We start from the raw sequence: 23,454 nt of genomic DNA on the forward strand, positions 1-23,454 counted from the left end.
TTTATAGTACAGAAGGTTAAAAAAGAAAGGAAAAACAATATGAGAAAAATTAAGTGGCTTTTAGGTATTTTATTGCTGGCATTAGTGCCGATGTTACAGTCATGTGATGATGACGGTTATTCGATAGGAGATTTTAGTTGGGACTGGGCGACAGTTCATGCAACCGGTGGCGGTGGATATTATTTGGAAGGTGACCGTTGGGGAATGATTGATCCGGTCAGTACTTCTATTCCCTGGTACAAGCCGGTAGATGGTGAACGTGTAGTTGCCTTCTTCAATCCTCTGTATGATGTGGAAGGGGGAGTTCAGGTGAAGATGGAAGGGATTCAGGATGTGTTGACTAAAGAAGTGGAAGAGATGAAAACTGAAGAAGAGTCCGAAGAATTCGGGAATGACCCTATCTTGATTTATCAAGGCGATATGTGGTTGGGTGGAAAGTTTCTGAATGTTATCTTCCGCCAGGATATTCCCCGCTCTGAAAAACATCGTATCAGCCTTGTACAAAACCTGATTGGTGCGGAAGAACCGACACCTCTAAAAGTGGCGGATGACGGTTATGTACACTTGGAACTGCGCTATAATACGTATGATGACAAGACCGGTTATTGGGGATGGGGACGAGTTTCTTATAATTTGGAGAAATTCTATCCGACACCAAAAGATTCCTGGGTGGCACCAAAAGGTTTTAAGGTTACAATAAACTCAAAAGATAATGGAGAAGGCAGAGTGATTGTGCTTGACTTGGATCATCCGGTAGGTGTACCGGAAAAAGCGAAGGATGTACATTCTACTTCTTCAATCCGATAACCTCTAACTATGATTTGCTGTGTGTGAAAAAGGTCGGGACATTTTCCAAAGAAGTCCTGACCTTTATTATTTTATTGCAATTTTATTCTTTTGAAAGAAGTCCGGATTAAAACCACGTCAATGCGTATATATAAGCAACTGCCGCTGGAATAGCCATCAAAGCACTGTCAAACCGATCGAGCATTCCGCCATGTCCCGGAAGAATTGTTCCCGAATCCTTAACGTGCAACTGTCGTTTGAGCAATGATTCCGTCAGGTCACCCCATGTACCGAATATGACAACCACCAATGCCAGTCCTGCCCATTCCCACATGGACATGAACGGGAAATAGTGAGCCAGTACAAAAGAAACTCCGATAGCTACCACTCCGCCGCCGATAGAGCCTTCCCAGGATTTCTTTGGTGAAATACGTTCAAACAGTCTGTGTTTGCCGATAAGCGAGCCGATGCAATATGCACCTGTGTCATTCAACCAAAGGAAAATGAAGATGGATAACGGTAAAATCGGATTGTAAGAAACACTGCTGTATGTCGGGTCATAATTGAATGCTAATATATTCAACATGGCAAAAGGCAGACCGATATACAATTGGCTGAACATGGAATAAGCCCAGTTGAGTATCGGATTCTCTTTCTTCAGATACAATTCACTAATCATCATATAGAGGAGTAGAAGTACATACGGAATGAAAATCTTCGAACCTTCCTGTCCTTCATTTGTGCAGAATCCCATTATTGCAAGGAATAAATAGGCTCCGCCCAACATCGTAATCATCTTGTTAATATTGACTCCTTCAGCCCGCATATTAACCAACTGGCCAAATTCATATATAGTCAGCGCACTGATGATAGTGAACAGGATGCCAAAACTTAATGGGTTGTAAAGGATGCACCCCACCAGGATGGCAACGAAGAGTACACCCGTAATAGCTCGTTTTATAAAATTGTTAATCAAAATCAGCGTGTTTAATTAGTTGGATTTGGACAGCTTATTTTTCCTCATTCGTTTCTGCTCCCGTAGACGTATTTCTCTCTACAGTCACTTTCGTTCCTTGCGCGGTTACTTTCGTTCCCGTAGCGGCAGCTTTTTCCTCTGCGGTATTTTCAGCTTCCTCTTCTTTGATTTCTTTTTCTTCTCCTTTCAGCTTTTCAGCTAGTTCCCTTTCAGCTTTCGCAGCATCCTGGCTTTCTTTCGCAGCCATGATTTCTTCCGAACGGGACGCCCATGGACGTTTTCCGAAGATACGTTCAACGTCTTCCGCAAAGATAACTTCTTTGTCAATCAGTAACTGTGTCAGTTTGTTGTGTCCTTCTTTATGTTCGGACAGAATTTGCTTGGCACGTTCATACTGCTCGTTCACCATTTTCTTGACTTCTTCGTCAATGAGTTCGGCGGTCTTTTCGCTATATGGACGGTTGAAAGAATATTCTTCATTATTATAATAACACAGGTTCGGCAACTTGTCGCTCATACCTAGATAAGCAATCATGCCATATGCCTGTTTTGTCACTCTCTCCAAGTCGTTCATGGCCCCTGTTGAGATACGACCCATGAATAAATCTTCAGCCGCGCGTCCGCCAAGAGTTGCACACATTTCGTCAAGCATCTGTTCCTTAGTCGTAATCTGACGCTCTTCCGGCAAATACCAGGCAGCGCCCAACGCGCGTCCGCGAGGAACAATCGTTACCTTAATCAGCGGGTTGGCATATTCCAACAACCAGGAGATAGAAGCGTGACCCGCTTCATGCAGGGCAATAGAACGTCTTTCGGCTTCCGTTGTAATTTTGGTTTTCTTTTCCAGACCACCGATGATACGGTCGACAGCATCCAAGAAATCCTGTTTGCCTACGAACTTTTTGCCGTGACGGGCTGCAATCAATGCCGCTTCATTGCAGACATTGGCAATATCCGCACCGGAGAATCCCGGAGTCTGGCGTGCCAGCAAATCTACGTCCACTGTATCATCTATCTTAATCGGGCGCAAATGTACGCCGAATACTTCCTTACGTTCGTTCAGGTCGGGCAGGTCTACATGTATCTGGCGGTCAAAACGTCCGGCACGGAGCAGCGCTTTATCCAACACGTCTACACGGTTGGTAGCAGCCAGAATGATAACACCGCTGTTGGAACCGAAGCCATCCATCTCTGTCAACAACTGGTTCAACGTGTTCTCGCGTTCATCATTTCCACCCATTGCAGGGTTCTTGCCACGTGCACGTCCCACAGCATCAATCTCATCAATAAAGACGATACAGGGAGCCTTTTCCTTTGCCTGCTTGAACAAGTCGCGGACACGGGATGCACCTACACCCACGAACATTTCCACGAAGTCAGAACCCGCCAAAGAGAAGAAAGGCACATTCGCTTCACCGGCAACAGCCTTTGCAAGCAACGTCTTACCGGTTCCCGGAGGGCCTACCAACAATGCGCCTTTAGGAATTTTACCACCCAGGTCTGTATATTTCTGCGGTTCTTTCAGGAACTCCACAATTTCTTCCACTTCCTGCTTGGCTTCTGCCAAACCTGCCACATCCTTGAATGTGATTTTGATAGAACCACCTTTTTCAAAAAGTTGTGCTTTTGATTTTCCTACATTGAACACACCGCCGGGGCCACCGCTGCCACCACCGCTCATGCGGCGCATGAAGAATATCCATAGGGCAACCAGCAATACAAGAGGAAGTATCTGAATCAGGATAGCAGGGAATATATCCGACTTGGGCGGATAATCCGATGTACCGTCAAAGTGCCCGGCTTCTTTTTCAGCCTGCAAGAATTCCTCCAACTTATCGGTAGACGGCGCTCTACTCGTAATGATAGGGTTGCGTCCTACCTTTGTAGAGTCTGCACCGAACACGGCACCTACGGCAGTCGGTTTCAGATACGCTTCGATAGACTTATCTTCATAGCCCAACACCTTGCTGATATATCCATTTTTAACGTAATCCTGTAACTCGCTATAAGTAACAGCTTTGCTTCCAGCACCCTTTGAATCACTGCCCCACCAGAGGCCGAGAAGCATCAGGGCAATAATCATATACATCCAGTTCAGATTGAACTTCGGCAAATTAACCTTATTGTTAGGTTTATTGCCATTGTTATTATTGCTATTATTATTGTCCATAATCGTAAATTAGTCTAAATCGGGGATTTGAGTAAGTTTGGCATCCGCCCAAAGATGTTCGAGATTGTAGAAACCTCTGACTTCCGGCAAAAAGACATGTACCAATACATCAGAATAGTCCATGGCAACCCATTCGGCATTCCGAAGTCCGTCAATCGCAAAAGGCTTGGTATCAGCGCCTTTGCGTGTAAATTCTCTGATTGAATCTACGATGGCACTCACTTGGCTGGGAGAGTTTCCCTGACAGATAACGAAATATTTACAGATGGTATCTTCTATACTGGTTAAATCGGCAATAGTTATGTTTTTACCTTTTTTCTCTTGGATTCCTTCTTTTATTTTTTCAATTAATACTTTAGTATCGTTCATTCTTGCAATTGAAATTAATAATTCATGTTCTTTTAGTTTATAACAAAAAAAGACTGTCCTTTGTTTCTGATTATAAACGTGATATTTTTGACAAATATACGCTGATTTATTGGATACAAGAAAGTTATACCCCAATTTTTGTGTTTTTTAGTGGAGATACTTGCTAATGAAAAGCTAATTTGAAGATTTTAGCAAAAAAAACAGCAGAAATGTTTTGAAATCCCAAATTATTTGTATCTTTGCACCCGCAAACGAAAATCATTGGGCTATGGTGTAATGGTAACACTACAGATTCTGGTCCTGTCATTCCTGGTTCGAATCCAGGTAGCCCAACTGGAAAAATGTCAATAAAGGAAATATAACCCTGTAAGGAGTCAATTCTTGCAGGGCTTTCCGTTTTTAGAAAGTTATATTCAAGAAAGATTGAATCATGCTGTAAACAACAGAAAAACAGGTCTTATCACTTTCATAGGTGATAAGACCTGTTTATTTATATCCTCTGAATCAAATAATTCTCAGAATCGACCGAAAGGTTATTCTTCCGCCTTTATAGATTCATCAATCACCTTGATTTTCTGCAATACCAATTCCAGGTCAGCTTTCAACTTGTCCACCTTGCGGTTCAATTCAGTCAGCAGGCTGCTGCCTTTCTTGGAAGTGGAAGTAAGGAAGCCCAGATTGTTTTCATACGTCTGAAGCTCATTCTTCATGTTCTCATAGGCGCGCATCAACTTTTCACGCTCTCTGTACAGGGATTGTGAGCCGCTGCCTTGTATATTGCTGATATTCGAACGGAAGTTGCTCAGCTTCTTGTTGGAAGCGTTGATATTAAAGCGGTCAAACAGTTGGTCGATGACCGTATGATACTGTTTGTACAGTCTGTCTTTTTCTTTGAAAGGTACATGGCCGATAGAATTCCACTCTTTCATTAAGTCGCGGACGAGCGTGTTGGCTTCTTCCGTATCCATGTTTTCGTCGATGGCAGATAACTTTTCAATCAATGCCTTCTTTTTCTCCATATTCTCTATTTCAACAGAACGTTGGGAAGAAGTGGCCTTGTTCTTCTGTTCAAAGAAGTAATCGCATGCAGAGATGAAACGTTTCCAGACAGCGTCCGAGTGTTTCTTGGATACCGGGCCAATCGTTTTCCATTCTCTTTGGAGCTTGGTCAACGCGTCGGCAGTCGTTTTCCAGTCAGTGCTGTCTTTCAGGGCTTCCGCTTGTTCGCAGAGCGCTTTCTTCTTCTCCAGGTTCTCGTTCATTCCCTCTTTCAGGCTCTTGAAGAATTCTCCTTTTTTCTTGAAGAAATCATCGCAGGCATGGCGGAAACGTTCGAAAATCTTCACATTCATCTTTTGCGGGGCAAAACCGATGGTCTTCCATTTGTTCTGCAAAGCAATCACTTCCTGCGTCTTGTTCTCCCATGCAGAGAATGTTTTCAGTTCGGCATACTCTATCGCTTCTACGATTTCGCAGATAACGGTCTTCTGATCCAAGTTATGCTGTTCCACTTCCTTCAGGGCTTCGAAGTGCTGTTGGTGACGGCGGTTGACAATCGTAGACGCAGCCTTGAAGCGGTTCCAGATTTCATCGCGCAACTCTTTCGTTACCGGGCCCGTATCACGGAATTCCTGATGCAATTTCTGAAGTTGGTGGAAAGCGGAAACCACATCTTCCTCGTCAGCCAGTTTTTCGGCAGCTTCGCAGAGATGCGTCTTTATTTCCAGGTTCTTCTTGAAGTCATATTCGCGGAATTCGTTATTCAGTTTCAACAAATCGTAGAACTTCTCTACATATAATTGGTAATTCTTCCAAAGTTCATTCACTTTGCCTTGCGGAACCAATTTCGTCTCATTCCATTGCTGTTGCAGCTTCTTGAATTCTGTATAAGACTTGTTGGCATCGTCTCCGGATTCCACCAACTCCTTCAGTTCTTCGATAATGGAAAGTTTAACTTGCAGATTCTCTTCCTTCTGTCGTTCCTGCTCGGCAACCAGTTTGCTTCGCCTGTCTTTGATGACTCCCATCAGACGCTTGAACTCTTCTTCTGTCGGGTCTTCTTGCGGGGCAAAGTCCTCAACCGCGCCACCGTTGTCTGTAAACTCCTTTTTGGCAGCTTCCAGTTCGGCATTATGTAACTTGTAGAATGATTGTTTCAGATTGTCAATTTCCTGCTTGTTCGCATTCTCGGCATCCTGCGCAAGCTCTTTCAACAGGTTTAGTACATCTTCCTTCGTGGCAGGTTTAGGAGCTGCTTCAGGTTGAACTTCGGCAGTAACTTCTTCAGTCGGAGTCTCTGTAATAGGTTCAGAAACCTCGGCTGTTTTCTTTTCTTCTTCTAATTCCCCTTGGTTCAAGGGTTGATTAGTGTCATGAGCGTCCATCATTGTATATTAGTTTTGGGTCACAAATTAATGAAATAAAACGATTACTTCATACTATTTCGCTTATTTTTTTTTGTTTATCTTGTTTTTATGACAATAAAACCGTAATTCCCATGTACAACATCATACCGATGATGTCATTTGTAATGGCTATAAAGGGGCCTGTCGCGATGGCAGGGTCGATTTTTAGTTTCTCAAGCGTCATCGGTACCAGTGTTCCGAAAATAGAAGCGAACATCACCACGGCAAACAAGCTGATGGATACGGAATAAGTGACCGTAGCCGTCGCGCCGAACCGGATAAAGTTGTAAGTATATACCAATAACGAAATAATAGTGGCATTGATTAAAGCCACCACTGCTTCTTTCGTGATTTGCTTGAAAGTGTCTTTGGCGTCCAGTGAACTGTTAGCCAATCCCTGCACGATGATGGCCGAAGATTGTGTACCGACATTTCCACCCGTACCGCCGATGAGCGGGATATATAATGCCATCTCGGGATGAGCCGCGAAAGTAGAGTCGAAATTACCTAATATCATGGAGTTCCCGATTCCGCCAATCATACCGATAAGCAGCCACGGAAGACGTGCCGTTGTCTGTTTGAGCACGTTGTCATCGGTTTCTACGTCCTGTGAAAGACCGGAAGCCAACTGGTAGTCACGTTCCGACTGTTCACGGACTTCGTCCATGACGTCGTCGACGGTGATTTGCCCGACAAGCCTGCCGATACTGTCGACAACGGGAATCGCCACCAGGTCATATTTCTCAATCGCCTGCACCACTTCGTCGATAGGCGTATCCACATGTACGGAAGTCGGGTCTTTCTGCATCACATGTTTCACTTTCGATACAGACGGAGAAGTAATCATCTTCTTCAATGGAAAAATACCCCGCAGACGTTCGTCATCGTCGATGACATACACATAATAGATTTCGTCCAGTTCTTCCGCCTGTTGGCGCATTTCTTTCAGACATTCGGGCATACTCCAGTTCTCATTGACAAGCACCATTTCCGTACCCATCAAACCACCGGCGGTATTCTCGTCATACTTCAACAAGTCAACGATATCTCCCGCCTGTTCGATATCTTCAATGTGTGAAAGAACCTCTTCCTGTTTGTCCTCGTCAAGTTCACGCATCAGGTCTACGGCATCATCCGTATCCATGTAGTCGACGAAACGCTTGGCGATAGTCTCCGAAGGAAGCATTTCGAGAAGTTCCTTACGGGCGTCCTCGTCCATCTCGACCAGTACGTCGGCGGCTACCTCGTTATCGAGCAGCCGGTAGACTGCCTTGGCTTCTTCCGGGTTCAGGTCGTTGCATAATTCAGCGATGTCGGCCGGATGAAGGTCGATGAGAAGTTCTTTTACCTTATCTTCCTCTTTCTGTTCGATAAGATGCTTTACGTTGTCAATGTATTCCTCGTTCATTGTTGTCGATCATAAAAGTTTTAATGCTTGTTCCACTTTATTGGTCAAGTCGATAAATTCTTCTACCGATAGTTGCTCCGGGCGTTTATTGAATAATATGTCTTCTGTCAGCGGACAGTCTTTTCCTAAAATCGGCTTGATGGAGTTGCGCAATGTCTTGCGGCGTTGGTTGAAAGTTGTTTTCACCACTTGCTTGAACAGTTTCGGGTCGCATCCCAACTCTTTCGTGTCGTTGCGCGTCATTCGGATAACGGCACTTTTCACTTTTGGGGGCGGATTGAATACATGCTCGCTCACCGTGAACAGATATTCCACTTTGTACCATGCCTGTATCAGTACGCTGAGGATGCCATACGTCTTGCTGCCGGGGCCGGCGGCGATACGTTCGGCCACTTCCTTCTGAATCATACCTGTGCAGCAGGGTATAATATCCTTATTGTCCAGCATCTTGAAAAAAATCTGGCTGGAGATATTATACGGGTAATTACCGGTCAGGACGAAAGGTTTGCCGTCGAACAACCGGTTGAGGTTCATCTTCAGAAAGTCGTCCTCGATGATATGGTCTTCCAGTGACGGATAGGCTTCGCGGAGATAGGCAACCGATTCATAGTCAACTTCCACGACTTTCACCAACCGGTCTTTTTTTACCAGAAACTGGGTCAATACTCCCATGCCCGGCCCCACTTCGAGAATAGGCAATTCCGGGAAGGTGTCGACGGTATCGGCAATATCCTGCGCAACTTTCAAATCTTTCAGAAAGTGCTGTCCGAGAAACTTTTTAGGCTTTACTAATTTCATTTACCAACTAAATAATTACTTTTGCAGCCGACAAAGGTAATTCTTTTAAATGAAGAACGTGCCACTATTTAAAAAAATAAATGATGTGCCGGCGTAGCTAATCGAAGAATAAAGAATGGAGAAACTATTAAAAAAGACGCTGAAGCTAGTGTTACCGATTGTTTTGGGCGGCTTTATCTTGTTTTGGGTATATCGCGACTTTGATTTTGCAAAGGTGGGCGATGTATTGATGCACGGCACAAACTGGTGGTGGATGCTTTTCTCACTATTGTTCGGAGTCCTTGCCCAAGTGTTTCGTGGCTGGCGATGGCGGCAGACGCTGGATCCGCTGGACGCTTTTCCGAAAAGAAGCGATTGTGTGAACGCTATCTTTGTCTCTTATGCGGCCAGTCTGGTTATCCCTAGAATCGGCGAAGTGAGCCGCTGTGGCATATTAGCCAAATATGACAATGTGTCATTTGCCAAATCACTGGGGACGGTTGTGACCGAACGGCTGGTCGATACACTGACCATCCTTCTGATAACAGGCGTTACCGTATTGCTGCAAATGCCGGTATTTGTCACTTTCCTTCAGCAGACCGGAACGAAGATACCTTCCCTTCTGCATCTTCTGACGTCTGTTTGGTTTTACATTGTCCTGTTTTGTTTTATCGGGGTGGGAGTACTTCTTTATTATTTAAGAAAGACATTGTTTTTCTACGAAAAAGTGAAAGGCTTTGTACTTAATATTTGGGAAGGCATCATGTCGTTGAAGGGCGTGCGCAATATCCCCCTCTTTATTTTTTATACATTGGCCATTTGGGCATGCTACTTTTTCCATTTCTATTTTACATTCTATTGCTTCGCTTTCACCGCTCACCTGGACATGATGGCGGCATTGGTCATGTTTGTAGTCGGTACATTCGCCGTAATTGTACCTACTCCCAACGGGGCGGGGCCGTGGCACTTCGCCATCATTTCCATGATGATGTTTTATGGGGTTAATGAAGTGGATGCCGGAGTCTTTGCCTTGATTGTACACGGTATCCAAACCCTTCTGGTCGTTTTGCTGGGTATCTATGGCTTTGCAGCTTTACCGTTTACCAATAGGCATCGGGAATGATATTTTCTTAAAGAATCTACTTGGATGATATGCGAATGTTGGCTTTGGAATGAATGTTTTTGCTAACGTCCTTTGTCATCTGAAAACTTTTCCATAACTTGCCACTGTTTAATTATTAGATTTAAAACAGTTTTAAAATATTTGTTATGAGTACAATTCTTTCTTTAGCTCCACAGAACGTGTGGAAGCATTTTTATTCGTTGACTCAAATTCCCCGTCCGTCAGGACATATGGAAAAAGTGACTGACTTCCTGATTAATTTCGGAAAAGGCCTGGGGCTGGAATCGTTTGTTGACGAAGCAGGCAACGTGATTATCCGCAAACCTGCGACTCCGGGCATGGAAAACCGGAAAGGTGTAATTCTTCAGGCGCATATGGATATGGTTCCTCAAAAGAACAACGATACCGTGCATGATTTTGAAAAAGACCCGATTGAAACGTATATAGATGGCGACTGGGTGAAAGCGAAAGGCACTACCCTAGGTGCTGACAACGGACTTGGCGTAGCTGCCATCATGGCCGTACTGGAAGCCAAAGACCTGAAACACGGCCCGTTGGAAGCCCTCATCACCAAAGACGAAGAAACCGGAATGTTCGGTGCATTCGGATTGAAACCGGGTACGGTGAATGGGGAAATCCTTCTGAACCTCGACTCGGAAGACGAAGGCGAACTGTACATCGGTTGTGCCGGCGGTATGGACGTCACTGCTACATTGGAATATAAGGAAGTAGCTCCCGAAGCAGGCGACATCGCTGTAAAAGTTACCTTGAAAGGCTTGCGTGGCGGACATTCCGGATTGGAAATCAATGAAGGCCGTGCCAATGCCAATAAATTGCTGGTTCGCTTTATCCGTGAGGCCGTTGCCAGTTATGAAGCCCGTCTGGCTAGTTGGGAAGGTGGCAATATGCGAAATGCCATTCCACGTGAAGCGCACGCCATCGTTACTATCCCTGCTGAGAATGAAGAAGAATTGCTGGGCTTGGTGAAATACTGCGAAGACTTGTTCAATGAAGAATATTCGGCTATCGAAACTCCGATCAGCTTTACGGCGGAACGTGTGGAACTTCCGGCAGGTCAGGTGCCCGAAGAAATTCAGGATAACCTGATTGATGCCATCTTTGCTTGTCAGAATGGCGTGACGCGTATGATTCCTACTGTGCCCGATACAGTGGAAACTTCTTCCAATCTTGCTATAATAACGATTGGCGAAGGCAAGGCGGCTATTAAGATTTTGGCTCGCAGCTCCTCTGATAGCATGAAGGAGTATCTGACTACCAGTCTTGAGTCTTGTTTCTCTATGGCAGGAATGAAGGTAGAGATGACAGGCGGCTATTCCGGTTGGCAGCCCGATGTTAATTCACCGATTCTGCACGCGATGAAATCATCTTATAAGCAGCAGTTTGGAGTAGAACCCGCGGTGAAAGTGATTCATGCAGGTTTGGAATGTGGTATTATCGGCGCTATCATTCCGGGGTTGGACATGATTTCCTTCGGCCCGACATTGCGTTCTCCGCACTCGCCGGACGAAAGAGCATTGATTCCTACCGTACAGAAGTTCTATGACTTCCTCGTAGCAACTTTGGAACAGACTCCAATGAAGTAAAAAAACGTATGATATAACGTATTCTTTCCTGTTATATAGCTTATTCCTTTCTATTATATAATAGGTATCGTATAGAAAAAGGCACGGATGACATTTCATCCGTGCCTTTTTGTCTTATTTGCTGCCACTTTGTTATCGGTTTACTGCCATTTATGTTACGAAATAGTTTCTTAAGAATTAAATTAATTGATGCAAATCAATTAATATGCTATAAAACATAAAATTCTGCCTTTTTTAGGTACAACCTATAAACAAAGGCCTTATTTTTGTGTTATAAAACATGTAAATGAAAGGGTAACAAAATGAAAAGGTTAAAAAGATTGTTTAGAAAGTTCGGCGAAGCCGACGTACATGTTTGGGGATATTCAACAATTAATACTCTCCCGAACGAAGAAAAGTAGTTTTAGTTTTCAGGAATTAGTAATTTAAAAGGTTTAAAGATTATGGCAAAGAAAATGAGTTCTTTAGTAAGAAAAATCCTCAGTGAAGTAGGTCGTAACGAAATGCTTGCATGGGGGTACAGAATTGAGAAATGAGAAAAAGTGCATTAACTAAGTTTATAGTGGGGATACGTTATTGAAAACGCTATCCCCACTTTTTTGTATCTATGATATCTCTGGCAGGCTGACCATTATCCCCAAATCTTCAGGCATATTCTTCGCAGCCAACAGTTACGGCAGTTTGTTTGTTCCAGTGACAGTTCCTTTTCCAATTTACATATCCGCTTATACTGTTTAAGGCATCTCGTTTGTAGTGTATCGCGTTGATTTTTTGTTGCTTCATACATTCCGATTTCCTTGTCTTGTTTGCCCAAAAGTGACATATATATGGAGCAAAGTTTCGATTTGTCTATGCAAAATCGCTCTAGTTTCTCAATATACATTAATGTAAGCCCGTGTTTGTTCCGGTTTATAAAGTCCTGAACACTTCCGTCGTCTATGATGTCGACGCCGGGTCGTTCGTAGCATACGGTGATTTCTTTCATTTCTATCAGAATCCAAACGTATTCTTTTTCAAATCCGTACTTCTCGGCTGCTTCTTCTATGGTAATCCATTGTGCCATAACTGTTTGTTTTTTTACGCGTTATACAATAAGGGGTGAATAATGCATCTGTTTGTCCATAAATGCCTTATTCATTTATATTAGTACAACGAGCATTCACACTTCTTGCCGTCCGGTGAGTGAGGACGATTTGGGGAATAATTGCGGGTTATGAAACCGACCGGATACAAGAAAGACGTGAATGCTGTCGCACCATTATCCATCTTCAAGGCTAGCAATACCTTCGCAAAAGATAATGATAACGACAGACATCCACGTCAATCGTTTATATATAACACATCTTTTACGGATATGTTGATATACAGCCGTTCACGTGAAGTATCTGCCGTATCATCCTTCTTTGCTAAGATTTGCTATTTTAGAAGACGAAGGATAATACACTTTTACTTCATAAAGAAATAAAAACCGCTTTCTGCCTATTCATCACGCTGATGAGCGGAAAGCGTATGACAAAGATAAATGATTTATTTGAAATATATCGGAAATAAGGAAAGAAATGCGAGAAGTTTTGTATTAATTCATATGGGAAAGCTCTCTGCGCTACTAGAATAAAAAACAAAATCATTTCTCATGTTCTCATAGCGAAATATATTCATTTGATTACCAGATATATAATGAATGAGAATTAAAATCTTTACATGTATTTCTCATGGTTTATAGCTCTAAAATGCCTTTAGGGAAGGTATTTCTCATGCATTGTTTCGCATTTCTCATGATGCATATTATGCTTGTCCTTGTTTCAGGATACTAATATGTATAGGTCAATATAGTCGTAGTTTGTATGTTAAGTCGGTAGATAAGATATCTTTCACAACTGACATTATTGTGTTTTCCTGCCTTCATTCGTATTATTCCACTCCAGTGGACAGACCTGTGTACTCTAGTAGATAGAACTGTGCACTCTAGTGCACGAGCCTGTTCACTGGAGTGGAACGATAGAGATGCCTTATTGAAAATCTGTTGATTACAGTAGCATAATCTTTGATTGCCAGTTAGTTATAATGAAAATGAACGGTAGCTTTACTACAGTTCATTAAGCATTGATGATCAGGCTATGAGAATACTATTTTTGATGAATGAGAAATGCCGATAATAGTATGAGAAATGCATTGATTTAAGCATATTTTCTTGATAAAACCATGAGAAATGCATGTAAATAATTTTATTCTCATTGTATATAAGGTTAGTAATCAGATGAATATACTTTCCTATGTGAATATGAGAAATGATTTTGTTTTTTATTCTAGAGTATGGGAAGGCTGTAGACTGAATCAGTTCTGCGGATGTCGGAATCACATTCTTGCTGAATATCTACCAGAAAAGCGGAAATGCTGTATGGACATAAGTAACAAAAAAGCAGATTTTGGCATTCTTACAACAAAGGTTAGCGGTAAGTATTTGGTAATTTTATCTGGGATCCTTGAAATCTTTAGCAAACATTGCTATCTTTGTATGTGTTATTATTTAAACAAAGTTGTTTGTCAATTAGTAAATATTGATATAGCCTATGGCAAATACCCTTCATATTAATACTAAAATAATGGAATTCGTTATTTTTGCTATTGAATGTGCAGCCCAAAAAATGAGAATTCCGGCTCCGCTTCTTTATAATCGTCTGGAGAAAGTAAATCTTATCCAACGTTATTTGGTGGAAGGATATGATATGCTTCACACCCAAAGTAAGGAATACATTGCTGACACATTGATAGAGGCATTGGAAAATTGGGAAACTCACTATAATAATAAGGAAAAAGGAATATAAAGTATGAAAGTTTATCATGGAAGTACATTGGTGGTACAATATCCTTTGGCAGGAGTGGGGCGGGATAATCTTGATTTCGGAAAAGGATTTTATGTGACCGATATCTATAATCAGGCCAAACGTTGGGCATCTGTTATGATGCTGCGCCGTCCTGATAGTTCTGCCATGGTCAATGTATATGAATTGGATGTTGCCAGACTGTCTTCCGCTAATTATAAGTTGCTTCGTTTTGAGGGCTATAATAGTGAATGGCTTGACTTTATAGTTAGTAGCCGACAAGGAAAGAAACCATGGATTGGATATGATTTAGTAGAAGGTGGTGTAGCCAATGACCGCGTCTTTGATACGATAGAAAATTATATTGAAGGGCAGATTTCCAAAGATATAGCTTTGGGACGTTTACGTTATGAAAAGCCTAACAATCAGCTCTGTATACTGAATCAGCAACTCATAGATGAATGTCTTTCTTTTGAAGAATGTATAATAATAAAATAGTAAAGGTTTATGATAGATGTATTAGTGTGGAATAAATATACCCGTATCGTGATGCAACTGGCAGAACGCCTGAACATCTCTCCGGAAAGGGCATTGAATCTATTCTATAATAGTAAGGTTTATTCTTTTTTACTCAACAAAGAATATCCGCTAATAACTATGAGTGATGATTATATCACTGATGAAATAATGCTTGAATTACAGCGGAAACAAGAGTAATAATTCTCAAAGGTTGAAATCTGTCGATATAGTTCCTGTGATATTCAATCAGAACGTTTGTTTTGTTTGTGTGGCATCTTTCTCCCATCGGGAAGGATGCTTTTTTATGTGAAAAAAGGTGATTGTTTAAACTTTATTTCTTTACTTTGTTGTTTATACAGTGAGACTTATAGCGAACTTAAACTGGAAAGATTATGAAAATAAGACAGATTTGTATGATGGTGCTGTTATGGCTGGGAATGATTCCGGCAACGCAGGCACAAACTTTCGACAAATTATGGAAAGATGTAGAGCAGGCACAAAAGAAGAGCTTGCCTAAAACGGTAATAAAACTGACTGATGAGATTTATCAGAAAGGAGAGAAGGAGAAGAATTCCGCACAGATGCTGAAGGCATATATGTGGCGGATGAAAAATCAGGAAGCACTGACACCTGATAGTTTTTATGTCGGTCTGAAAGGTCTGGAACAATGGGCGAAGCAGACGGACAAACCCATGGATCGTGCTATATTGCACTCTTTGATAGCAGGAATCTATGCTGACTATGCCGCCCGAAATCAGTGGCAACTCCGGCGAAGAACGGAAATCGTGGGGGAAACCCCTTCCACCGATATGCGTGAATGGACAGCAAATATGTTCGTCGAGAAAGTACGGACGAATACGAAAGAAGCCTTGGCAGACTCGGTACTGCTGCTCAAAACTTCCTCGCGTACCTATATTCCTTTTGTAGAACTGGGCGAAACCAGTGAGTACTATCATCATGATATGTATCATCTGCTGGCTTCCCGTGCCATAAGTGCGCTGAACCAGATAGAAAGACTGGCGCGGAACAACGGTTTTAATGAGAACACGCCTTCCCTTGTGAAGCAAGATATAATAAACATCTACGGAAGCATGATTGCCGCTTATAAAGCTGCCGGCCTGAAAGAAGGGTATATATTGACCGCGCTCAATTATTTGGAATGGAGACGCAATGCGGATAGGAGTTTTGTACCTTTCAAGGCACAGGAAGGACTTTTGGGATTGACGGAAGATACGTTTCTGACTGCATTGAATACACTGAAAAGTAAGTTTGCGTCAGAACCCGTCACTGCGGAAGTCTATTTGGCGCAAGCCCGCTATGCCATCGAGAAACAACAGCAGGTCAACGCCTTGCAACTTTGTGACGAAGCGATTCGCCTTTATCCGAATTATCGCAGGATAAATGCGCTGAAGAATCTTCGCGAGGAGATTTTGGCACCTTACTTGAACGTCAGGGCGGAAAGTCAGGCTTTCCCGAATGAAGAGATAAAGTTGAATGTTGCACATAAGAATCTGGATGGTTTCACCGTACGGTTGTATCAGGCGAAAAAACTGGTGAAGGAACAACATTATTCGGTTCTTCGTCCGGAGGACTACCGCTCGCAAGATACGGTATTCACTTTCAAGTCTCCCGACTTAGGCTCTTATGTAATGCGTATCGTACCCGATATTCGTGCCAAGAGGGATAGCGAAAGCGCCTTTAACGTGACACGTTTCAAAGTGTTGACGTGCCGCCTGCCTGAAAAGCAATATGAAGTGGCGACGCTCGACGGACAGACCGGGCATCCTATACCGAATGCGAAAGTCACGCTGTATAGCAATGACGAAAAAGTGTTGCAGGAGTTCACGACCGGAGAAAATGGTAAGGTCGTATTCCCTTGGAAATCCGAATACCGCTATCTGAAGGCATCGAAAGGAAAGGATACAGCTATGCCGAGACAGGGTATTTACGGAGGAAGTTTCGGATATTACGGTGATGAAAATAAGGCGACTGAAAGCATGACGCTGCTGACCGACCGTTCCCTGTATCGTCCGGGACAGACGGTATATGTGAAAGGGATTGCTTATATGCAGAAATCGGATACTGCCAATGTGCTGCCGAACAAGGATTATACAGTCGTTTTATTGGACGCAAACAATCAGGAAGTGGGACAAAAGTCTGTACGTACCAATGAGTTCGGTTCATTTACCGCTGATTTTGCGTTACCTTCCGCCTGCCTGAACGGGATGTTCTCTTTAACGGCGGGGGATGGCAGGACGAGCATCCGTGTAGAGGATTATAAACGTCCGACATTTGATATCACTTTTGAGAAACAGACCGGAAGTTACAAACTCGGAGATGAAGTACAAGTGAAAGGTAAGATACAGTCTTATAGTGGTGTGCTGCTTCAAGACCTTCCGGTGAAATATACGGTGAAGCGTTCTACTTATAGTTTTTGGAGAATCTCGGAATCCACGCAGATTGCTTCAGGAGAAGTGATTGCCGACGCGAATGGGGAATTTACAATTCCGGTTCGCCTGGAAGAGAGCGATGCTTACAAGAATAATGATAAAGTCTATTACCGCTATTCCGTTGAAGCCACCGCTACCAATGTGGCGGGGGAGACGCAATCATCTACGGATGTGATTTCGGCGGGCAACCGTTCGTTGGTCTTGCAGATGGAATTGCAGGAAAAGACTTGTAAGGATAAACCGTTCAATATTGTGTTTAAAGCGCAGAATCTGAACGGGCAGCCTGTGGAAGTGAAAGGAAACTATGCGTTGTATCCTGCCAATGAAAAGGATTTCAAGGTATCGGGCGAGACTCCGGTAGCGACAGGGACATTTACTTCCAATGAGGAAATGACGCTCGACTGGAAGAATATCCCGTCGGGAGCTTATGTGCTGAAAGCATCGGTAAAGGATAATCAGGGAAAAGAAGTGACGGCAGATGCTAACACGGTGCTTTTCTCACGGGAAGACAAACGTCCGCCTGTGCAGTCTACCGTATGGTTCTATGCACCGAATACGGAATTTGATGCAACGCATCCGGCTGTGTTCTGTTTCGGAACTTCGGAAAAGGATGCTTATGTGATGATGAACGTATTCTGCGGTGACAAGCTGTTGGAAAGCAAGGCGCTGAATTTGTCCGATACGATTATGCGCTTTACCTATCCGTATCAGGAAAGTTATGGCGACGGTATCTTTGTGAACTTCTGTATGGTAAGAGACGGACAAGTTTATCAGGAACAGGTTCAGGTGAAGAAGCGGTTGCCGGACAAGACGCTGGCGATGAAGTGGGAAGTGTTCCGTGATAAATTGCGTCCCGGACAGAAGGAAGAATGGAAACTGACGATTAAGACGCCGCAAGGACAAGCCGCCAATGCGGAGATGCTGGCAACGATGTATGATGCTTCACTCGACAAAATATGGAACCGCCGCCAAGATTTTCAGGTTTATTATAATCAGATACTTCCTTATTCTAATTGGATGAGCGGGTATTTCGGAGGTAATTCATTTAATTATTGGTGGAACAATAAGGCTCTTAAAGTGCCGGTGATGGCGTATGATTATTTCGTGATATCGTCAGGTATAGGAAATGTATATGCATTATCGGAGTCTTTGGCTGATGGAGTGGTGATTAGAGGTGTGTCGGTTCAGAAAAAGATGTCGATGACAGGAAGTGTTGCAAGCCGGAGCAATGCGGCGGAAGTGAAATATGTACCGGTTTCAGTCTCCGAAGCTGCTGATGAGGCTGAATTTGAATCAGGATGGGGGCAAACAGGAGTACTTGGTAAACTTGATAATATATATGGAGAAGAAACACTCTCCGAAGCGCCTGCTGACCTGCGTACAAATCTTGCCGAAACAGCCTTCTTCTATCCGCAACTTCGCACGAACGAGCAGGGGGAAGTCTCTTTCACTTTCACCATGCCCGAAAGTCTGACACGTTGGAACTTCCGCGGATATTCTCATACAAAGGGAATGTTGACGGGGACATTGGACGGTGAAGCCACTACGAGCAAGGAATTTATGCTGACTCCTAATCTTCCGCGCTTCGTACGTGTGGGTGATAAGACTTCGATTGCGGCTTCTATCTCGAATATGACAGGCAAACCGCAGGCGGGAACAGTAAGCATGATTCTGTTCGACCCGATGACGGAAAAGGTTATCAGTACGCAAAAGCAGAAATTCTCGATAGCTGCCGGAAAGACGGTGGGTGTGAATTTCATGTTTGCCGTAAGTGATAAATACGAGATACTGGGTTGCCGGATGATAGCCGACAGCGGCACGTTCAGCGACGGGGAACAACAATTGCTTCCGGTACTTAGTGACAAGGAACATTTGGTGGAAACCCTTCCGATGCCTGTGCGCGGGGAAGAAACCCGTACATTCTCTCTTGATAGTTTGTTCAATCAGCACAGTAAAACGGCAACTGACCGTAAACTGACGATTGAATTTACCGGAAATCCTGCGTGGTATGCTATTCAGGCATTGCCTTCCTTGAGCCTTCCGGTGAATAACAATGCCATTTCATGGGCTACTGCCTATTATGCGAATACACTGGCTTCATTTATAATGAACAGTCAGCCGCGCATCAAGGCGGTATTCGATAGCTGGAAACTTCAAGGTGGTACAAAAGAAACGTTCTTGAGCAACTTGCAGAAGAATCAGGAAGTAAAGAACATCTTGTTGTTCGAATCGCCGTGGGTGCTCGAAGCACAGACCGAAGAACAACAGAAAGAGCGTATCGCTACGTTGTTCGATTTGAATAATATCCGCAGCAACAATATCGCTGCCTTGACAAGATTGCAGGAATTGCAGAATTCAAGCGGTGCATGGTCATGGTATAAAGGTATGAGCGGTAGTAATTATGTTACCGCTTATATTGCAGAATTGAACGCCCGTCTTGCTTTGTTGACAGGTGAGAAGTTGAGCGGAACCGCGCTTACTTTGCAGACTAATGCGCTGAAATATCTGCATCAGTCGGCTTTGGAAGAATACAAGAATATTCTGAAAGAGCAGAAAAAGGGGACGAAGTTCACAGGAGTTTCGGGCAGTATCCTGCAATATCTATATATTATCGCCATTTCCGGTGAACAGGTTCCTGCGGCCAATAAAGCAGCGTATGCTTATTATCTCTCCAAAGTGAAAGAATTGCTTCCGTCGGCTTCGATGGATACCAAGGCTATTGCGGCTATCGTGCTTGACAAGGCGGGACATAAGAAAGAAGCGCAGGAATTTGTCGCTTCCCTGAAAGAGCATCTGACGAAAACGGATGAACAGGGTATGTTCTTCGCTTTCAACGAGAATCCTTACACATGGGGCGGAATGAAGATGCAAGCTCATGTAGATGTGATGGAAGCATTGGAACTGATTGGCGGCAATAACGATACGGTGGAAGAGATGAAACTTTGGCTGTTGAAGCAGAAGCAGACGCAGCAATGGGATTCACCGGTGGCTACGGCGGACGCTGTGTATGCGTTGCTGATGAAAGGTACCAATCTGCTCGATAATCAGGGTGATGTACGTATCGTGATTGCTAATGAAGTATTGGAAACGGTTTCACCAAGCAAGACTACCGTTCCGGGACTGGGATATATCAAGCGTTCGTTCACACAGAAAGATGTGGTGGATGCCCGCAAGATTGAAGTGGAAAAGAGAAATCCGGGCATTGCGTGGGGAGCTGTATATGCGGAATACGAATCGCCCATTCGTGATGTGAAACAACAAGGCGGTGAGTTGAATGTACAGAAACAGTTGTATGTGGAACGCACGGTCGGTAATACGCCGCAACTGCAACCGATTACGTCGAAGACAGTGCTTCAGGTAGGTGATAAGGTCGTTTCACGGTTGAGCATCCGCGCAGACCGTCCAATGGACTTTGTACAGTTGAAAGACCAGCGCGGCGCTTGCTTCGAACCTATCGGCAGCATCTCCGGCTATCGCTGGAACAACGGTATCGGCTACTATGTGGATATCAAGGATGCTTCCACCAATTTCTTCTTTGACCATCTTGGAAAAGGGGTATATGTGTTGGAATACAGCTACCGTGTGAGCCGTGCAGGTACTTACGAGACGGGGCTGGCAACCATGCAATGTGCCTATGCACCGGAATATGCCACTCATTCCGCTTCGATGACGGTAGAAGTGAAATAATTATTTATTAACGGTGAACGGTCAACGTTCACCGTTAATAATCCTTTCAATCCATACGATATCTCATCTAAAACAGCTACATTTGTGCACCAAAATAAAATGTATCGCATGAAACGTAGTTTACTATCCATATTTTTTCTGCTTTCTGTCGCTTTGGCAGCCGTTGCCCAACCCCGTATCTCTTCGAATAAAGAGACACACAACTTTGGACAAATAGAGTGGAAACGCCCGGTGACAGTGGAATATACAATCACTAATACCGGTAACCAGCCATTGGTTCTCACCAATGTCACCACTTCCTGCGCCTGCTCCGTAGCCGACTGGACGAAGGAACCGATTGCTCCGGGAGCAAAGGGAACGGTGAAGGCTTCCTTTGACGCAAAGGCGTTGGGACGTTTTGAAAAGTCGGTCGGGATATACAGCAATGCTACTCCGAATCTGGTTTATCTGAAGTTTACCGGAGAGGTGGTGCAGGAAGTGAAGGATTTTACAAAGATTCTTCCGTATGCTATCGGGAATATCCGCCTGGATCGTGACGAGTTTGCTTTCCCTGATGTATATCACGGTCAGCAGCCTTCAATGACTTTCAACATAGCTAACTTGTCCGACCGTCCGTATGAACCGGTATTGATGCATCTGCCCCCTTATCTTAAAATGGAAGCGGAACCGAAAGTCCTGCTGAAAGGCAAGAAAGGAACTGTCAAACTGACATTGGATGCCAGCCAGTTGAAAGATTACGGTTTGACGCAGACTTCTGTTTATCTTTCCCGCTTCTCCGGCGACAAGGTGAGCGAAGAAAATGAAATCCCTGTTTCTGCCATTCTTCTTCCCGATTTCTCACGTATGACGGCTACGGATTCGCTGAATGCCCCTGCCATACGTATCTCGGAAACGGATATTGACCTGAGTGTACCGTTAATCAAGAAGAAAAAGGCAAGCTATGATATATTGATTGCTAACGCGGGTAAGACTCCGTTGATTATCAGTAAATTGCAGGTGTTCAATTCATCAGTAGGGGTAAGCCTGAAGAAAACGGTACTTCCGCCGGATGGAATGACGAAACTGAAAGTGACGATTCGCAAGCGTGATGTGGGTAATAAGAAACATCATTTACGTATTTTGATGATAACGAACGACCCGATGCGCCCGAAAGTCGAAATCAATATCAAACGCTAAATCTTATTTGTCATGGAACATCCTGAAAATAGTGAAGAATATAAGGGACTCGTTGTCAACAAAGGCATTGAGCAACCTTCGTCTGTGAATCCTTACTTGAAACGGAAACCTAAGAAACGTCAACTTTCGGTAGCTGAGTTTGTAGAGGGTATTACAAAAGGCGATGTCACTATATTGAGTCAGGCCGTGACATTGGTGGAAAGTGTGAAGCCTGAACATCAGGCTGTTGCCCAGGAAGTGATAGAGAAGTGCCTGCCTTATTCCGGCAATTCTATCCGGGTGGGTATCAGTGGCGTTCCCGGTGCGGGAAAGAGTACGTCGATTGATGTGTTCGGTTTGCATGTGCTCGAAAAAGGGGGGAAGTTGGCTGTATTGGCTATCGACCCGAGTAGCGAGCGCAGTAAAGGGAGTATTCTGGGAGACAAGACCCGTATGGAGCAGCTTTCTGTACATCCGAAGTCATTTATACGCCCTAGCCCGTCAGCGGGTTCGTTGGGCGGCGTGGCACGTAAGACGCGTGAGACGATTGTGCTTTGTGAAGCTGCCGGATTCGATAAGATTTTTGTGGAAACCGTCGGTGTGGGACAGAGTGAAACGGCTGTTCATTCGATGGTGGATTTCTTCCTGTTGATTCAACTGGCGGGGACGGGGGATGAATTGCAGGGAATCAAACGCGGTATCATGGAAATGGCGGACGGCATTGTGATAAACAAGGCGGACGGTGATAATCTGGAACGTGCAAAATTGGCCGCTACGCAATTCCGCAGCGCTTTGCATCTGTTTCCTGCACCCGAATCAGGTTGGACGCCACAGGTGCTGACCTATTCCGGCTTTTATAATATTGGTGTCAAGGAAGTGTGGGACATGGTCTATGCCTATATGGATTTCGTGAAGAAGAACGGTTATTTTGAATATCGCCGCAACGAGCAAAGCAAATACTGGATGTATGAAAGCATCAACGAGCAACTGCGTGACAGTTTCTATCATAATCCGAAGATTGAAGCGAGGCTTCAGGAAAAGGAACGCCAGGTGTTGAGTGGTAACTTGACTTCGTTTATCGCCGCGAAGAGTTTGCTCGATACTTATTTTGAAGATTTGAAGTAAGGATACCGGTAAAGTTTGGTGGCGGGAGCCGCTTGCTGAATAAACTTTTTATCTTTAAACTAGAGAAAATACGTTAAA

Annotated in this window: 16 protein-coding genes and 1 tRNA gene; 10 read left to right on the forward strand and 7 right to left on the reverse strand. The window is 43.9% G+C overall.

Annotated features, from left to right (window positions below):
• Nucleotides 1-39 precede the first annotated feature (39 nt).
• On the forward strand, nucleotides 40-807 hold the full coding sequence (locus BQ7997_RS18715; RefSeq protein WP_073347632.1) for a NigD1/NigD2 family lipoprotein: 768 nt from the start codon (nucleotides 40-42) through the stop codon (nucleotides 805-807).
• Nucleotides 808-913: 106 nt separating this feature from the next.
• Here the strand turns inward: BQ7997_RS18715 and BQ7997_RS18720 are convergent, their stop codons facing one another.
• The 3 genes from BQ7997_RS18720 to rsfS are packed head-to-tail and all read right to left on the reverse strand — an operon-like array spanning nucleotide 914 to nucleotide 4,301.
• Nucleotides 914-1,762, reverse strand: a complete 849-nt coding sequence (locus BQ7997_RS18720; protein ID WP_022136712.1) for a phosphatidate cytidylyltransferase — start codon at nucleotides 1,760-1,762, stop codon at nucleotides 914-916.
• Nucleotides 1,763-1,796: 34 nt separating this feature from the next.
• Nucleotides 1,797-3,932 (reverse strand): ATP-dependent zinc metalloprotease FtsH, encoded by a 2,136-nt coding sequence (gene ftsH, locus BQ7997_RS18725; RefSeq protein ID WP_073347633.1) that lies wholly within the window; start codon nucleotides 3,930-3,932, stop codon nucleotides 1,797-1,799.
• Nucleotides 3,933-3,941: 9 nt separating this feature from the next.
• On the reverse strand, nucleotides 3,942-4,301 hold the full coding sequence (rsfS, locus tag BQ7997_RS18730) for a ribosome silencing factor (protein ID WP_073347634.1): 360 nt from the start codon (nucleotides 4,299-4,301) through the stop codon (nucleotides 3,942-3,944).
• Between the two features lie 262 nt (nucleotides 4,302-4,563).
• On the opposite strand from rsfS, the gene BQ7997_RS18735 reads away from it, so the two are divergent.
• A tRNA-Gln gene (locus BQ7997_RS18735) sits at nucleotides 4,564-4,634 on the forward strand.
• A 200-nt stretch (nucleotides 4,635-4,834) separates the two neighbouring features.
• Here BQ7997_RS18735 and BQ7997_RS18740 read toward each other — a convergent pair.
• From BQ7997_RS18740 to rsmA, 3 genes are all read right to left on the reverse strand, one after another.
• Nucleotides 4,835-6,688, reverse strand: coding sequence for a DUF349 domain-containing protein (locus BQ7997_RS18740; RefSeq protein ID WP_073347635.1), 1,854 nt, complete (start codon nucleotides 6,686-6,688; stop codon nucleotides 4,835-4,837).
• 85 nt (nucleotides 6,689-6,773) lie between these two features.
• A complete protein-coding gene (gene mgtE / locus BQ7997_RS18745; protein WP_022137001.1) occupies nucleotides 6,774-8,114 on the reverse strand; it encodes a magnesium transporter in 1,341 nt (446 codons plus the stop codon).
• A gap of 9 nt (nucleotides 8,115-8,123) precedes the next feature.
• Nucleotides 8,124-8,912, reverse strand: coding sequence for a 16S rRNA (adenine(1518)-N(6)/adenine(1519)-N(6))-dimethyltransferase RsmA (rsmA, locus tag BQ7997_RS18750; protein ID WP_022137000.1), 789 nt, complete (start codon nucleotides 8,910-8,912; stop codon nucleotides 8,124-8,126).
• 115 nt (nucleotides 8,913-9,027) lie between these two features.
• Here rsmA and BQ7997_RS18755 point away from each other — a divergent pair, with 115 nt between their 5' ends.
• Both BQ7997_RS18755 and BQ7997_RS18760 read left to right on the forward strand, forming a co-directional pair.
• Nucleotides 9,028-10,014: a lysylphosphatidylglycerol synthase transmembrane domain-containing protein gene (locus BQ7997_RS18755; RefSeq protein ID WP_073347636.1), complete on the forward strand. Its 987-nt coding sequence runs from the start codon at nucleotides 9,028-9,030 to the stop codon at nucleotides 10,012-10,014.
• 146 nt (nucleotides 10,015-10,160) lie between these two features.
• Nucleotides 10,161-11,618 (forward strand): aminoacyl-histidine dipeptidase, encoded by a 1,458-nt coding sequence (locus BQ7997_RS18760; RefSeq protein ID WP_022136998.1) that lies wholly within the window; start codon nucleotides 10,161-10,163, stop codon nucleotides 11,616-11,618.
• A gap of 631 nt (nucleotides 11,619-12,249) precedes the next feature.
• Here the strand turns inward: BQ7997_RS18760 and BQ7997_RS18765 are convergent.
• Nucleotides 12,250-12,681 (reverse strand): hypothetical protein, encoded by a 432-nt coding sequence (locus BQ7997_RS18765; protein ID WP_044656928.1) that lies wholly within the window; start codon nucleotides 12,679-12,681, stop codon nucleotides 12,250-12,252.
• Between the two features lie 1,540 nt (nucleotides 12,682-14,221).
• Between BQ7997_RS18765 and BQ7997_RS18775 the strand changes: the two genes are divergently transcribed.
• The 6 genes from BQ7997_RS18775 (at nucleotide 14,222) to meaB (ending at nucleotide 23,376) form a co-directional block, all read left to right on the forward strand.
• Nucleotides 14,222-14,443 carry a DUF3791 domain-containing protein gene (locus tag BQ7997_RS18775; RefSeq protein ID WP_083589302.1) on the forward strand — a complete coding sequence of 74 codons (222 nt, stop codon included), beginning with the start codon at nucleotides 14,222-14,224 and terminating at the stop codon, nucleotides 14,441-14,443.
• A 3-nt stretch (nucleotides 14,444-14,446) separates the two neighbouring features.
• A complete protein-coding gene (locus BQ7997_RS18780; protein ID WP_022139845.1) occupies nucleotides 14,447-14,938 on the forward strand; it encodes a DUF3990 domain-containing protein in 492 nt (163 codons plus the stop codon).
• 9 nt (nucleotides 14,939-14,947) lie between these two features.
• Nucleotides 14,948-15,157: a DUF3791 domain-containing protein gene (locus BQ7997_RS18785; RefSeq protein ID WP_022139844.1), complete on the forward strand. Its 210-nt coding sequence runs from the start codon at nucleotides 14,948-14,950 to the stop codon at nucleotides 15,155-15,157.
• Nucleotides 15,158-15,351: 194 nt separating this feature from the next.
• Nucleotides 15,352-21,096, forward strand: coding sequence for an alpha-2-macroglobulin family protein (locus BQ7997_RS18790; protein WP_073347639.1), 5,745 nt, complete (start codon nucleotides 15,352-15,354; stop codon nucleotides 21,094-21,096).
• A 108-nt stretch (nucleotides 21,097-21,204) separates the two neighbouring features.
• Nucleotides 21,205-22,272, forward strand: coding sequence for a DUF1573 domain-containing protein (locus tag BQ7997_RS18795; protein ID WP_044653345.1), 1,068 nt, complete (start codon nucleotides 21,205-21,207; stop codon nucleotides 22,270-22,272).
• A 12-nt stretch (nucleotides 22,273-22,284) separates the two neighbouring features.
• Complete coding sequence (gene meaB / locus BQ7997_RS18800) at nucleotides 22,285-23,376, forward strand: methylmalonyl Co-A mutase-associated GTPase MeaB (RefSeq protein WP_073347640.1); 1,092 nt, start codon at nucleotides 22,285-22,287, stop codon at nucleotides 23,374-23,376.
• Nucleotides 23,377-23,454: the final 78 nt, after the last annotated feature.

Origin of the sequence: Bacteroides congonensis (genome assembly GCF_900130125.1) — a bacterium.
Classification (GTDB): Bacteria; Bacteroidota; Bacteroidia; order Bacteroidales; family Bacteroidaceae; genus Bacteroides; species Bacteroides congonensis.